15 protein-coding genes are annotated in these 13,042 nt (G+C 66.8%); 7 read left to right on the forward strand and 8 right to left on the reverse strand.

Annotated features, from left to right (window positions below; translation table 11 throughout):
- Nucleotides 1–60: 60 nt before the first annotated feature.
- From ACZ1I2_RS04700 to ACZ1I2_RS04715, 4 genes are all read left to right on the forward strand, one after another.
- The gene (locus tag ACZ1I2_RS04700; RefSeq protein ID WP_465181651.1) at nucleotides 61–888 is read left to right on the forward strand and encodes a DMT family transporter; all 828 of its coding nucleotides are present in this window, start codon (nucleotides 61–63) and stop codon (nucleotides 886–888) included.
- The gene (locus ACZ1I2_RS04705) at nucleotides 885–1,364 is read left to right on the forward strand and encodes an N-acetyltransferase family protein (protein WP_465170836.1); all 480 of its coding nucleotides are present in this window, start codon (nucleotides 885–887) and stop codon (nucleotides 1,362–1,364) included. The genes ACZ1I2_RS04700 and ACZ1I2_RS04705 overlap by 4 nt, the downstream gene beginning before the upstream one ends.
- Nucleotide 1,365: 1 nt before the next feature.
- Nucleotides 1,366–1,686 (forward strand): DMT family transporter, encoded by a 321-nt coding sequence (locus tag ACZ1I2_RS04710; RefSeq protein ID WP_465174968.1) that lies wholly within the window; start codon nucleotides 1,366–1,368, stop codon nucleotides 1,684–1,686.
- Nucleotides 1,687–1,831: 145 nt separating this feature from the next.
- Nucleotides 1,832–2,191 carry a TfoX/Sxy family protein gene (locus tag ACZ1I2_RS04715; RefSeq protein WP_465174967.1) on the forward strand — a complete coding sequence of 120 codons (360 nt, stop codon included), beginning with the start codon at nucleotides 1,832–1,834 and terminating at the stop codon, nucleotides 2,189–2,191.
- On the opposite strand, the gene ACZ1I2_RS04720 is transcribed toward ACZ1I2_RS04715, so the two are convergent.
- The 4 genes from ACZ1I2_RS04720 to ACZ1I2_RS04735 form a co-directional block, all read right to left on the reverse strand.
- Nucleotides 2,115–2,825, reverse strand: coding sequence for a hypothetical protein (locus ACZ1I2_RS04720; RefSeq protein ID WP_465181584.1), 711 nt, complete (start codon nucleotides 2,823–2,825; stop codon nucleotides 2,115–2,117). The two genes, ACZ1I2_RS04715 and ACZ1I2_RS04720, sit on opposite strands and share 77 nt — an antisense overlap.
- Nucleotides 2,826–2,835: 10 nt before the next feature.
- A complete protein-coding gene (ppa, locus tag ACZ1I2_RS04725; protein WP_465170832.1) occupies nucleotides 2,836–3,393 on the reverse strand; it encodes an inorganic diphosphatase in 558 nt (185 codons plus the stop codon).
- A 94-nt stretch (nucleotides 3,394–3,487) separates the two neighbouring features.
- Entirely contained in the window at nucleotides 3,488–5,407 is a 1,920-nt protein-coding gene (locus tag ACZ1I2_RS04730) for a M61 family metallopeptidase (RefSeq protein ID WP_465174965.1), read from the reverse strand.
- 590 nt (nucleotides 5,408–5,997) lie between these two features.
- Nucleotides 5,998–6,936, reverse strand: a complete 939-nt coding sequence (locus ACZ1I2_RS04735; protein ID WP_465174964.1) for a LysR substrate-binding domain-containing protein — start codon at nucleotides 6,934–6,936, stop codon at nucleotides 5,998–6,000.
- Between the two features lie 93 nt (nucleotides 6,937–7,029).
- On the opposite strand from ACZ1I2_RS04735, the gene ACZ1I2_RS04740 reads away from it, so the two are divergent.
- Both ACZ1I2_RS04740 and ACZ1I2_RS04745 read left to right on the forward strand, forming a co-directional pair.
- Entirely contained in the window at nucleotides 7,030–8,109 is a 1,080-nt protein-coding gene (locus ACZ1I2_RS04740; RefSeq protein WP_465174963.1) for a hypothetical protein, read from the forward strand.
- Nucleotides 8,106–8,987, forward strand: a complete 882-nt coding sequence (locus tag ACZ1I2_RS04745; protein ID WP_465174962.1) for a TolB family protein — start codon at nucleotides 8,106–8,108, stop codon at nucleotides 8,985–8,987. The genes ACZ1I2_RS04740 and ACZ1I2_RS04745 overlap by 4 nt, the downstream gene beginning before the upstream one ends.
- A 12-nt stretch (nucleotides 8,988–8,999) precedes the next feature.
- On the opposite strand, the gene ACZ1I2_RS04750 is transcribed toward ACZ1I2_RS04745, so the two are convergent.
- Nucleotides 9,000–9,641, reverse strand: coding sequence for a glutathione S-transferase family protein (locus ACZ1I2_RS04750; RefSeq protein WP_465174961.1), 642 nt, complete (start codon nucleotides 9,639–9,641; stop codon nucleotides 9,000–9,002).
- Nucleotides 9,642–9,905: 264 nt separating this feature from the next.
- Nucleotides 9,906–10,619: an SDR family oxidoreductase gene (gene bdcA, locus ACZ1I2_RS04755; protein WP_465170826.1), complete on the reverse strand. Its 714-nt coding sequence runs from the start codon at nucleotides 10,617–10,619 to the stop codon at nucleotides 9,906–9,908.
- A gap of 75 nt (nucleotides 10,620–10,694) precedes the next feature.
- Between bdcA and ACZ1I2_RS04760 the strand changes: the two genes are divergently transcribed.
- On the forward strand, nucleotides 10,695–11,285 hold the full coding sequence (locus ACZ1I2_RS04760) for a TetR/AcrR family transcriptional regulator (RefSeq protein WP_465174960.1): 591 nt from the start codon (nucleotides 10,695–10,697) through the stop codon (nucleotides 11,283–11,285).
- Between the two features lie 14 nt (nucleotides 11,286–11,299).
- Here ACZ1I2_RS04760 and ACZ1I2_RS04765 read toward each other — a convergent pair whose 3' ends face one another.
- Both ACZ1I2_RS04765 and ACZ1I2_RS04770 read right to left on the reverse strand, forming a co-directional pair.
- On the reverse strand, nucleotides 11,300–12,322 hold the full coding sequence (locus ACZ1I2_RS04765; RefSeq protein WP_465174959.1) for a dipeptide epimerase: 1,023 nt from the start codon (nucleotides 12,320–12,322) through the stop codon (nucleotides 11,300–11,302).
- A 25-nt stretch (nucleotides 12,323–12,347) separates the two neighbouring features.
- Nucleotides 12,348–13,040 carry a helix-turn-helix domain-containing protein gene (locus ACZ1I2_RS04770; RefSeq protein ID WP_465174958.1) on the reverse strand — a complete coding sequence of 231 codons (693 nt, stop codon included), beginning with the start codon at nucleotides 13,038–13,040 and terminating at the stop codon, nucleotides 12,348–12,350.
- Between the last annotated feature and the right edge of the window lie 2 nt (nucleotides 13,041–13,042).

Genomic DNA, 13,042 nt, shown 5'->3' on the forward strand with positions numbered 1-13,042 from the left:
TATTCGACATCGACCACCGCCTTCGCGGTCGCGACCCTCGGCATCGCCACCTATGCGATGATGGACACCTTCATGAAGGGCCTCAGCATCGCCAGCGGCGCCTATAGCGCCGTCTTGTGGCGCTCGCTCGCCGGCGCCGCGCTGACCGGGTCGATCTTCCTCCTCCGCGGCAATGCCTGGCCGGAGCGCGCCGCGTTGAAGCTGCATGCCACGCGCGGCCTTGCCGCGGGCATGTCGGTGCTGCTGTTCTTCTGGGGGCTGGTCCGCGTGCCGATGGCGCAAGGCGTGGCGCTGACCTTCCTCGCGCCGTTGATCGCGTTGTACCTCGCGGCGGCGCTGCTCGGCGAACGTATCCGGCGCGCCGCGATCCTGGGATCGGCCATCGCCAGCATCGGCGTGTTCGTCATCGCCCTGGGTCAGGCCAGGGCGGGTGCCAGCAACGATACGCTGATGGGGTCGGGCGCGATTATCCTGGCTTCCTTCCTCTATGGCTACAGCCTGGTCCTGCTGCGCAGGCAGGCGCAGCTTGCCGATCCGATCGAGGTGACGCTGTTCACCGGCGGCGTCATCGGCATGCTGCTGCTGGTCGGCGCGCCGTGGTTCGCGGTGATGCCGACGATCGCGCAGCTGCCCGCGGTCGGCGCGGCGGCCCTGCTCGGCACGTTCTCGGCCGCCGCGCTGGCCTGGGCTTATGGCCGGGCGGAGGCGCAGATCCTCGCGCCGGTCGAATATACCGCCTTCCTCTGGGCCGCGATCCTTGGCTGGCTGGTTTTCGGCGAGCATGTCTCGCTCTATACCGTGGCGGGGGCCGGGCTGATCATCGCCGGGTGCCTCGCTGCCATTCGCGGCACCGCCGCTCCCGCCCCACAGACAGAGGCTGCCGCATGACCGAACTCCGTTTCGCCACTCCCGACGATGTCGCCACCATCATGCGTTTCGTCCGCGAACTGGCCGAGTTCGAGCGCGAGGCCGACAAGGTCGTCGCGACCGAGGAATTGCTGCACGACGCGATGTTCGGCGACCGCCCGGTCGCGGAGGCGGTGATCGCGGAGCGCGACGGCACGCCGCTCGGCATGGCGCTGTTCTTCCACAATTTCTCGACCTGGACCGGGTGGCGTGGCCTGTATCTGGAGGATCTGTACGTGACGCCGGAAGCACGCGGGCAGGGCGTCGGCGCGGCCCTGCTGCGGCATCTCGCGGCCATCGCGGTCGATCGCGGCTGCTCGCGCTTCGAATGGGCGGTGCTCGACTGGAACGAGAAGGCGATCGAGTTCTACAAGGCGATGGGGGCGGTGCCGATGGACGACTGGACGGTCAACCGCGTGTCGGGCGACGCACTGACCAAACTCGCGGGGCGCGGCTGAGATGGCCTGGCTGCTGCTGGTCGTCGGCGGGCTGTTCGAGATCGGCTTCACCACGTGCCTGCGCCATGTCGATGGTTTCCGGAACCTGCCCTGGACGCTCGGCTTTCTTGCATCGGTCGCGCTGTCGATGGGATTGCTCGAAGCGGCGGCGCGCTCGATTCCGATGGGCACGGCGTATATCATCTGGGGCGGCATCGGCGCGCTCGGCACGGTGATCGTCGGCATCGCCTGGTACGGCGAATCGGCCGGGCTGGTGCGGCTGCTGCTGATGCTCGGCGTGGTGGCGTGTATCGCCGGGCTGAAGCTGACGGCGCAGGGTTAGCCCTGATTTCACACTCACACCCGTTCGTTTCGAGCGAAGTCGAGAAACATTGATGGAGCGCCTGGTCCGGTTTCTCGACTTCGCTCGAAACGAACGGAGAGATTTGAATGCAACTTTGAGGACTCGCTTGGGAGGAGCAAGGCTGATGGCATTCGACCAGGGGCTGGTGGACTGGATCGCCGAGGCGATGGAGCCGATCGGCACCGTCACCATGCGCAAGATGATGGGCGGCGCGACCTTATATTGTGACGGCACCATCTTCGCGATCGTCTCCGACGAAGGGGCGTGGTTCAAATCCGACGCGGTCAGCGATGCCGAATGGGACGACGCCGGCTGCGCGCGCTTCTCTTATGAGATGAGCGAAGGCCGGGTTGAATCGATGAACTACCGGCGTGCGCCCGACGAGGTGTATGACGACGCCGACGAGCTCAGGCGCTGGGCGTCGCTGGGCCTGGCGGCGGGGCAGCGGGCGCCGCGAAAGGCGAAGGCCAGAAAGAAGCAATAAGCGCTGCGATCAGCAGGGTGACCCAGGCCAGCAGGAAGCCAGTCATCATCCAGCTACTCGGCATCGTCATCAGCCCGGTCAGGGCGAACAGGCCTCCCATCGCGATGAAGCCGGCGAAGAGGCGCGCGAGCCGCCGCCCGCGCGTCATGATCTCGGCGATGCCGATCGTGCCCAGCGCCAGCAGGGCGAACTTCACATGCACTGCCCACCACAGGGCGCCGAGCAGGGCGGGCGTGCCCGGCAGATCGCGCAGGATCGCATAGAGCAGCGCGCCCTCGATCTGGTCGCTGACGGCGGCGACCATGAAGATCGCGATCATCGCCAGCTGCACTCGCCGCCGCGATCCCGCGGCGATGGCGGCGAGGATCAGGAACGCGGTGTAGAAGGGAATGAACCCCAGCGCGTCGAGCAGCAGCCCCGTCTTCTGCGCTGCGACCAGCGTCGACGTGCAGGGCTCGCTGCCGAACAGGGTAACGATATCGGCGGGGTTCCGCGCGAATTCGAAGCTCATGATCGGCCCGAGCCCGTTATCCGGGCCGCACGAGGCCATGCCGGGGATGCGCCCGAACGACGAGGAGCAGATGAAGGCGACGATCCCCGCCGCCGCGCATCCCCTCCAGGCCGTCCGGGGCATCACCTGCCGATCATCCCTTTTTGGCTTTCTTCGCCTTTTTGGCGGCCTTGGCCGCGGCGATTGCCTCGATCACGATGCGCCGTGCTTCCTCGGCATCGCCCCATTGGCCGATGCGCACCCATTTCTCGGACTCCAGGTCCTTGTAGTGCTTGAAGAAATGCTCGATCTGCGCGAGCACGATCGAGGGCAGATCGCCGCGCTCGCCCACGTCCGAATAATAAGGGAAGGTGGTGTCGACCGGCACGCAGACCAGCTTCTCGTCGCCGCCGGCTTCGTCTTCCAGCTTCAGCACCGCGATCGGGCGGGCGCGCACGACGCAGCCCGGCACGAAGGGCGAGCGCGCGATGACCAGCGCATCGAGCGGGTCGCCATCGGGCGACAAAGTGTGCGGCACGAAGCCGTAATTCGCCGGATAGCGCATCGGCGTGTGGAGGATGCGGTCCACGAACAAGGCGCCGGATTTCTTGTCGAACTCATATTTCACCGGCTCGCCGCCGACCGGTACTTCGATGATGACGTTGAGGCTGTTGGGCGGATCATCGCCAATCGAGATCAAGTCGATATTCATGTCTGTCCCTGGCTTTCGTGGGCGTCCGGCCGGGTCGGCCGGGGCGCGAAAGCCCCGGCAAGCCCGGATCGAGCGGTGTTGGGGTGCCCCCCTCCTATTTCGCCGTCAGCAGCGTATCGAGGCCACCCTCGCCGCTGCCGATCTTTTCAAGGCGCGGATAGCGCAGGCCGCCATGATAGTCGATGCTCACCGGCGCGATGCGGTCATTCGCCTTGACCAGCAGCACGATCGGCTCCTTGCCCGTCTTCGCCGCGGTGACGGCGTCCTTGATCGCCTGGGCGGACCAGGTCTGGCCATTGACCGCAACGATCGTGTCGCTGACCGTCATGCCCGCCTTGAACGCCGGGCTGTCCCAGGTCACGCCCGTCACCGCGCCTTCATTGTTGAGCGCGAGGCCGAGCGAATAGCTGAGGTCGGTGCGCTTTCCCGTCGTCTCGGCCTGCTTGAACGAAGGCGTCGGCTCGTCGGTGTAGATCAGCTTGTAGCCATTGTTGATGAAGCCCTGGAGCGGGGCGGGCTCGCCCGTCTCGGTGATGCGCTTCTTCAGGAAGCCCGACCAGTCATAGGGCTGGATGCTGTTCAGGGTCGCCGCGACATCGTCGAAATTATAGGTCACCTGGCCATAATCGCCGTCCCTGCCGCGGAAGAAGGTGCCGGCGAAATCGTCGATCGATTTGGTGCCGCCCGACAGTTTGCGCAGGATCGAATCGACTTCCATCCAGATCAGCAGGCCTTCGTTGTAATAATCCTCCGACCGCTGGTTGCTCAGCCAGCCCTTGGGCCGGCGCTGCGAGATGACGGGATCATTGGTGGTGTCGACCATGTTGCGCCAGTTGCGCGCCGGGCGATTGTCCAGCGCCGCCATGATCGCGGCATATTGGTCGAGCGTGTCCTGCTTCGACACCAGGCCGGAACGCGCCTGCAGGACATAGCCCCAGAATTGCGTCTGGCCTTCATAGACCCACAGCAGCGACCCGCGCATCGGCGTACGGTAATCGGGCGTCCACAGATCGGCGCCGCGGCGGTACTTGCCGTCCCAGCTATGGGTATATTCGTGCGGCAGCAGGTTGCGCGATCCCGGGCCATCCTTCCATTTCAGGAAATAGCCGAGCTTCACGCCGTCCTCGGAGCTGCGGTGATGCTCGAGGCCGATGCCGCCCATCTGGTCCGACAGGGAGAGCAGGAATTCATATTTGTCGTAATGCTGGGCGCCGAACAGCTTCACCGCCTGGTCGACCAGGCGCTTGTGCGCGTCGATCTGCTCGGGGGTAGCGGCCAGTTCCTCGGCATTGTCGGCATAGACGTTGAGGTTGACGCGCGGGCTGAGCGGCCATTGCCTGTAATAGCGGCCGGCCAGCACGGGCGAGTCGACCAGCACTTCGTAATTGGTCGGCTCATAGGTGTAGGTCGATCCCACCGCCCTGGACGGCAGGCCGGACGAGGCGTGCCAGCCCTCCGGATATTTCACCGTCGCCTTCACCGGGATCGCCCTCGTGAAATAGCCGGCGGGATAGAGGCTCATCGAGTTGAACTGGAGGCGCAGCATGTCCGGCGAGACGACGATCGATCCCTGGTCGCTCGCGGTGGCGGAGGCGAATTGCAGGCCGATATCGAGCGTCCTGGCGCCCGAGGGCACGTCGATATGATAGGCGAACACATCGACCGGATCGCGCGTCCAGTGAATCTCCTTGCCGTTCGCGCGGATGTGCAGGTTCACTACCTTGTCGAGCTCGCCGCGCGGCGAATGCGCGCCGGGCAGCCATTTCGGGAAGAGCAGGACCATCGGACCGGACCTGGCGACGGGTATGGTTTGCTTCGTCGTGAAGATGCCGTGCCTGATGTCGGTCGCGTCGACATCGATCGTCATCGTGCCCGGATAGGGAATGTCGCGCGCGTCCGGGATGGTGTTCACATAAGGCACCGGCTGCGGCTTCGAATTCTCGGCGAGCGCAGGGCCAATGAGAAGAGGGCCGGCGGACGCGAGCAGGGACACGAACAGGACGCGACGGATCATCAAGGATGGCCTTTCGGCAAGAGAGGAGATGAAGCGGCTTAATGGGCTGAGGCGGCCCGAGTCCAGCGCCGGGAACCGGCGTTCGAGGGGAATTCCGTAGCGTTCGCGATGTGGATCAGGCCCGGCGTAATTTTGTGGCCTTGGGTTGGACGGTGGCGACATTTTCGATGGCGAGCGGCCAGTCGCTCGTGACAGTAAAAGACAAGAAATCCAGTTGGAATCTGCATCGCGTCGACGATTCCGGTCCAGTAATATTCGATTTATGCGACCCACCTGCCTGCGGGGCGAAATCGGGCGCTTCTTGGACGTTGCGCGGGTTTTATTGAAGAATGAGAGCGTGATGTGCGCAGCAACTCGCCGAGAAGCGCGATGGCGCGTCGCGGTAGTTTTGGACATAGTGTCGATGATCTTGCCGAATTCCGCGAGGGGTATCAGATTTTCAATGAGCGTTACTGCGAACGAAAAAGCGATACTTGGCATGCTGGTGGTCCGGTTGCGACGGGAGGGGCTCCCGGCGATTCAAGCATGATCGCTGCTGCGGTTGAATCAGTCGCGAGTCAGCGCCGGCAGATCGACCGGGCGGCGGACCGCTATCCAGCCTGAGGAGCGATCGCGCGCCGGATGAAGGCGGCGCCCGCCGTGCACGCCGCCGCCGCTTCCTCGCTCAGCCACTCGCGGAAGCTGGCGATCTTGCGGCTGTGCTGCCGCGCCACCGGATAGGCCAGCCAGAAGGCGCGGCCGTCGCTCGCCACCATGTCATGCGCGGGTACGAGGCGGCCCGCGTCGATCTCGCCGCGGAACAGGATCGGCGACGCGATGGCGATGCCGTGCCCGGCCAACGCCGCCGCCACATCCATATGCTCATGAGCCAGGCTGGTGCCGAAGTTGGCGGGTGGGGGCCCTTCGACAAAGCCGAGCGCGCGGTACCACAGGGTCCACCAATCGGGGCGCCCGAGCAGCGGGACCTCGATCGGGCGGCGCGGATCGCCAAGGCCGGCCGCGGCGTCCTTCAGGGCGGGCACGCAGAGCGGCATGAAGAGGCTCGGCATCAGCCGGATCGAGCGCAGCCCGGTCCAGCGACCATGGCCGTTGCGGATCGCTGCGTCGAACCGTCCGGCGGCGAGATCCTCGGCGACCGCCGACAGGTCGAGATCGAGCGATATCTCGGGATGCCGCGCGCGGAACCGCCCGAGCCGGGGTGTCAGCCAGCTCGTGCCGAAGGTGGGAAGCGCGGTGAGCGACAGTCGTGCCTCGTCCATATCGGCGGCACGTACGAAGCTGGCGCGCAGGCCGGCGAACGCGTCGATCGCCTCGCGCGCCACAACGGCGCCGGGCTCGGTCAGCTCGACGCGGTGGGGATGGCGGCGGAACAGCGCGACGCCGATCTGCGCCTCGAGCTGGCGCACATGATAGCTGACCGACGCGGCCGAGGTGCCGAGTTCCTGTCCCGCTTTCGTAAAGCTTTCCAGACGCGCTGCCGCCTCGAACGCGCGGATCGATGAGAGCGACGGAAAGCGGTGGCCGACCATAAGGCTGACTTAGCCTCTTGCCGCCATCTTCGCCTAGTCAATTGCGCCGCCGCTGCCATCCTGCCCCGCATGGCCATGAGGCGGGAGTGAGCGATGGAGAGGGAATCGAGCCAGCCGGCACGGCGCGAGATCGTCGCGGCCCTGGCGGCAATGGGCGGTATTGCGGCGTGCGGCCTGCCCGGCCTTGCCACGGCGCAGGGCGATCTTGCCGCGCGGGCGCATGACTGGGACTGGCTGATCGGCAGCTGGGACGTGTGGCACCGCCGCCTGCGCGACCGGCTCGCCGGCAGCACCGAATGGGACGAGTTCTCCGGCAGGAGCGCCTTGTGGCTGACCCTGGCCGGGCTCGGCACGATCGACGACAACAGCCTCGATCTGCCCGGCGGGACCTATCGCGGGCTCAGCATCCGGGCGTTCGATCCGGCGGCGGGCACATGGTCGATCTGGTGGCTCGATTCGCGTTACCCGACCGCGATCGACGCGCCGGTGCGCGGCGGCTTCAGCGGCGATAGCGGGACCTTCATCGGCGAGGACATATTCAAGGGGCGCCCGGTCACCGCGCGCTTCCGCTGGTTCGAAACTCATAGCCGCCGGCCGCATTGGGAACAGGCGCTGTCGACCGATGGCGGCAAGAACTGGGAAGTGAACTGGGTCAACTTCTTCACCCGCACCGCGGCAACGCCCACGCCGCTTCCACCCTCCGGCGTGGCGCCGCATGACTGGGATTTCCTGGTCGGAAGCTGGGACGTGCAGCACCGCAAGCTGAAGCGCCGGCTGGCCGGCAGCAATGACTGGGACGCGTTCGGCGGCTCTTTGGTCAACTGGCCGGTGCTGGGCGGGCAGGGCAATGTCGGCGACAACAGGATGGACTTCCCCGCCGGCCATTACCGCGGCGTCGGCATCCGGGCGTTCGATCCGGCGACGCGGCTCTGGTCGAGCTGGTGGCTGGACGGCCGCAATCCGGGAACGATCGCACCGCCGGTGCGCGGCAGCTTCGCCGATGGCGTGGGGACCTTCATCGGCGACGATGTGCAGGACGGCCGCCCGGTCAAGGCACGCGTGCTGTGGTCGCGGGTCACGCCCAAATCGGCGCGCTGGGAACAGGCGCTCTCGGTCGATGAAGGGAAGAGCTGGGAGACCAACTGGGTCAGCGACTTTACGAGGCGCGCATGAGGGCCGTCACGCTGCTGGCTTGTGTGCTGCCCCTGCTGCTCGGTGCCGCCGCGCCGCTCGAGATCGTCGGCGAGGCGACCCTGTTCGCGCCGGGCATTGCCTCGACCGACTATTCGGAGGTCCGGCTGACGATCAGCCCCGACGGGCGGACGGCCTTGTGGTTCAGCCGGAACCGGCCCGGCGGCCCGGGCGGATACGACATCTGGATGTCGCGGCGCACTGGAACAGACTGGGGCGCCGCCGAGCCGGTGCCGTTCAATGCGCCGGGCCGGGATTTCGATCCGGCTTTTTCTGCTGACGGACGCTTCGTCTATTTCTGCTCGGACCGGCCGGGCGGGATGGGCGGCGACGATCTCTACCGCGTGGCCGTCACTGCCGGCGGGTTCGGCGCGGCCGAACCGATCAGCGCGGTGAACAGCGCGGGCAACGAGTTTGCCCCGATGTTGTCACCCGACGGGTCGACCCTGCTTTTCTCGAGCGATCGGCCCGGCGGCGCAGGCCGTCACGACCTTTATGTCGCGACCCGGAAAGGCGCCGGCTTCGCGCCGGGCCGCCCGGTGGCGGGCGCGATCAACACCAGCGGCGACGAGTTCGACGCGACCTTCCTGTCCGACGGTACCACCATCGTCTTCGCCCGGGCAGGCGATTTCCGCACTGATCGGGTTGACCTGTTCCACGCCTCGGCGAGACGAGGGCGGTACGACGCGGGCACCCCGCTGCCCGGAAGCGTCAACAGCGGCGCCGAAGGGAAGGGGGACAGTTACGGCGCGATGCTGGACTGGTCCCGACCCGCCAGCCTTGCCTTCTCCGCCCGGCGGCCCGGCGCGAAGGGCATGGACCTCTACACGGTTGCCTATCGCCTTGAGCAGGGCTCCTGACGGGGCGGCCGCTCAATCCGCCGCGGCGAAGTGCGCCATCTGGTCGGCATGGGCCTTGGCGAAGGCGGGCCGTGCCGTGGCGCGGGCGACATAGGCGCGGACGGCGGGGAATGCCGCCAGCCCGTCGAACCGGTCGACCAGACGCAACACGTCCGACATCATGATGTCGGCGATGGAGAAGCTCCCGGCCAGCCATTCGCGTCCGGCCAGCACTGGCTCGAGGTGCTTGAGCCGGTGCTGGTCGAGGAACCCGCTGAACAGCTTCCACGCCGGGGACTCGCGGTCCTCGCCCGTGAACACCAATAGCGACCAGGGCAGGCTCGCCATCTCGACGGAGTTGAGCGCCGCGAACAGCCATTGCTTGGCGTCGCTGCGTGCCTGCGGGTCAGCTGGCAGCAGCGCCTCGCTCCTCTCGCCCAGGTGAAGCAGGATCGCGCCGCTCTCGAAGATCGAGATGTCGCCATCGGTCAGCCATGGCGCCTGGCCGAAGGGCTGGTGCGCGAAATGCTCGGCCGTGCGGTCGCCGAACGGCACGCTCTCGACACGATAGGGCAAGCCTGCCTCTTCCAGCGCCCACCGTACCCGGAGGTCGCGAACATAGCCGCGCGGCGCCTCGGGAACCCAGTCGAACGTGGTGATAGTCAGGTCGCCCATCCGGCATCTCCATCCGTCGTTGCTCGTGCCGAACGCGTAGACCGTTTGTCTCGGACGTTGCCAGGGGCCGCGCCGGGCGTTTCATAAATGCTGCCCGACGTCGCGCGCTGTCGCCCATCCTAGCCGTCGACCGTCACGGTCGCAAATTGCCGGACGACCCGGTCGATGGCCCGGCGCGCGAGATCGCTTCGAAGGGCCTGCCCTCCGGGCAGGCCCTTTCCTGGCTCAGTCGTTATGGGTTGCCGCGAACCGCGCGCGGGCCGGCTAGGCGCCGAACGCGCCGTCGATCGTGTGCATCGCGCCTGTCACGAAACCCGCCTCGGGCCCGGCAAGCCATGCCACCATTCCCGCGACCTCTTCGGGCCGTCCGTGGCGCTTGATCGCCATGAAGCTGTGCATCAGATCCTTCATCGGCCCGTCCTCCGGGTTCGCATCCGTGTCGATCGGCCCGGGCTGCACGACGTTGATCGTGATGCCGCGTGGCCCGAAATCCCGCGCAAGCCCGCGTGCCATGCCCTGCAGGGCGGACTTGCTCAGCGCATAGGATGCCATGCCCGCGACGGGCATCCGATCCCCGTTGACGGAACCGATCACGATGATCCGTCCACCTTCCGGCATCTGCCGAGCCGCCTCGACCGAAGCGTGATAGGGGGCATGGACGTTGACCCGAAACAGCCGGTCGACGGCGTCCGGGTCCTGTTCCAGCGCATCGCCGAAAATGGCAAACCCGGAATTGACGACCAGTATGTCGAGCGGCCCGGTGTCGCGCACGCGCGCTATCACTGCGTCGCGGTCGGCGCTGTCGGTCAGGACGGCCGTGCTGCCGGTCTCCGCCGCCAGTTGCTCGGCCGCATCGCGCGACCCCGCATAAGTGAAGGTCACTGTCGCACCTTCGGTTGCGAAGCGCCGCACGATCGCGGCTCCAATTCCTCGGCTGCCGCCGAGCACCAGAACTGACTTTCCTTGAAACGCAGCCATCGGGTCCTCCTTGAGGTTTAATGTAGGGCGCGCTACATAAAACTCCGAAGGGTCGAGTCAAGGGATTATGTAATCGTGACTACAAATATATTGCGCCGGCGCGGACGCCCCCGGCGCTTCGATCCCGACGAGGCTGTCGCCACCGCTCAGCATCTATTCCACGCTCGCGGGTATGACGCCGTCAGCGTCGCGGACGTCACTGAGGCGCTGGGCATCAACCCGCCGAGTTTCTACGCTGCCTTTGGCAACAAGGCCGGCCTCTACACCCGCATTCTGGATCACTGGGCGGGCACTCGGGCGATTCCCCTCGACGAGATCCTGCGCCCCGACCGCCCCGTCGCCGAAGCCCTTGCGGCCTTGCTGGAAGAGGCTGCCCGCCGCTACGCCGCCGATCCCGCGGCGGGCGGCTGCCTGGTGCTGGAGGGCATTCGCTGCAACGATCGGGAGGCGCGCGAGGCTGCCCGCGCGTTCAACCTCGCCGCGGAGGACGCCATCCAGCGCTATATTGCCGCCCGCCACCCGGAAGAGGCCGAGCGTCTGATGAATTTCGTCAGCACCACGATGTCCGGCCTCTCGGCCAAGGCCAGGAACGGGCATGGCCTGGACCAGCTCCTTGCCACTGCCCGCCTTGCCGGCACGGCCGTCGCCCTGGCCCTTCCGGCCTGAACGCCGAGCTTGGCTCAGCCGGCGCCCCATAGGCTCGCCGGGACCATCACCTCGCCATCCTTGTAAAGGCTCGCGGCGAGCGGGTCGTCGGCGAGGAACCAGGGGCCGTCGAGATCGACCACGTCGCAGAGCTGGGCGAGGATAAAGGCGGGCGCAGTCGACAGCGTCGCACCGGCCATGTTGCCGACCATCACCTTCAGCCCAAGCCGGCGGGCATGATCGGCCATCAGCAGTGCCTCGGTGAGGCCGCCGCATTTGTCGAGCTTGATGTTGATCACCTGGAAGCGGCTGCGCTGCGCATCGATCTCCGCCAGGTCCTGCACGCTTTCGTCGGCGGCGACCGGGATGGGCGACTGCCAGCCGTCGAGCAGCGCCTCCGCGCCGCGGCGGACCGGCTGTTCGAGCAGCGCGACATTGTTGTCGACCAGCATAGCGACCAACCCGTCGAGATCTTCGCCGCCATAGCCCTGATTGGCATCGACCCCGAGCCAGACCTGCGGGCGTGCCCGGCGCACGACGCGGACGCGTTCGGTATCGGCGGCGAGATCGCCCTCGAGCTTGAGCTTGATCGCGAGCGCGGTCGGCAGCGCCGCGAGACGCTTGAGGATTTCGGCCGGATCGTCGGCGGGAAGGGTGAAGGTGGTGACGCGCGGCCGGGGCGGACCGACACCGGCGAGCTGCCATACCGGCACGCCGGCGCGACGCGATTCGAGTTCCCACAAGGCACAGTCGAGCGCGTTGCGCGCGCCGCCCGGGGGCAGGAGGTCGCGCAGGCCCTGGCGATCGATGCCCGCCTCGATCGCGTCGCGGCACCGCTCGATCTCGCCTTCGATATGGGCGGGGTCGTCATCGAGATAATAGACCCCGGCGGCTTCGCCCCGCCCGGCATGCGCGCCGTCGGAGAGCGTGGCGATCACCGCGGGCATCGATTCGAACAGATAGCCCGAGATACGGAACGGCTCGCGCATCAGCATCGCGTCGCGGCGATGGATGAGGTTGAGCGGGCGGGCGCGCGTCGTCGCGGTCGGGGTCTCCATGCCCCGTCACATCACATGAAAGCGCTCACGTTTCAATATGAGAAACATCGTTCCCGGATAGCGAACCCGATTCGTCGGAGGAGATGAGATTCCAGCTTTTCCCGGCAGACTGTACCACGCGTTGCATGCCCGGGCCCGCGCACACCGCCAGCACGCGGCACGGCTCCTCGCCAACCAGCGCATAGCCGTGCGCCATGCCCGAATCGAAATAGACCGAGTCGCCCTCGGTCAGCAGCAGGGGCGCGTAGAGATCGGAATGCAGCTCCATCGCGCCCTGCAATATATAGAGATATTCCTCGCCCGAATGGCGCACCAGCCCGCCCAGTTCGTCGATGCTGCGCGCCTTCACCTCAATGATGATCGGCACCATCATCTTCCCCAGCAGGTCCGACGCGGGATAGTGATGCGTGTGGCGTTCGGAGCTGGCGCCGGGCAATTTCCCGGCGCGTTGCACGCTGCGGCGGCCCAGTGCGGCGGGGGCCTGTGTGGTTGCCGCAGTGCCGGCCACGAGGCTGCCCATGTCGATGCCGAGGCCCTGCGCCAGGCGCACGAGCTTGTCATAGGTCATGGCCATCTTGCCGTTCTCGAGCTTGGACAGCGTCGAGAACGGCATGTCGATCTTCGCCGCGAGCGCGCGCAGCGTCAGCCCCTGCTCGATTCGCGCCGCGCGCAGCGCGAGGCCGGGGTGCGGACTGTTGATGCTTGCCTTCTTCGCCATAT

The organism is Sphingomonas sp. BL-S-29, from assembly GCF_055521495.1.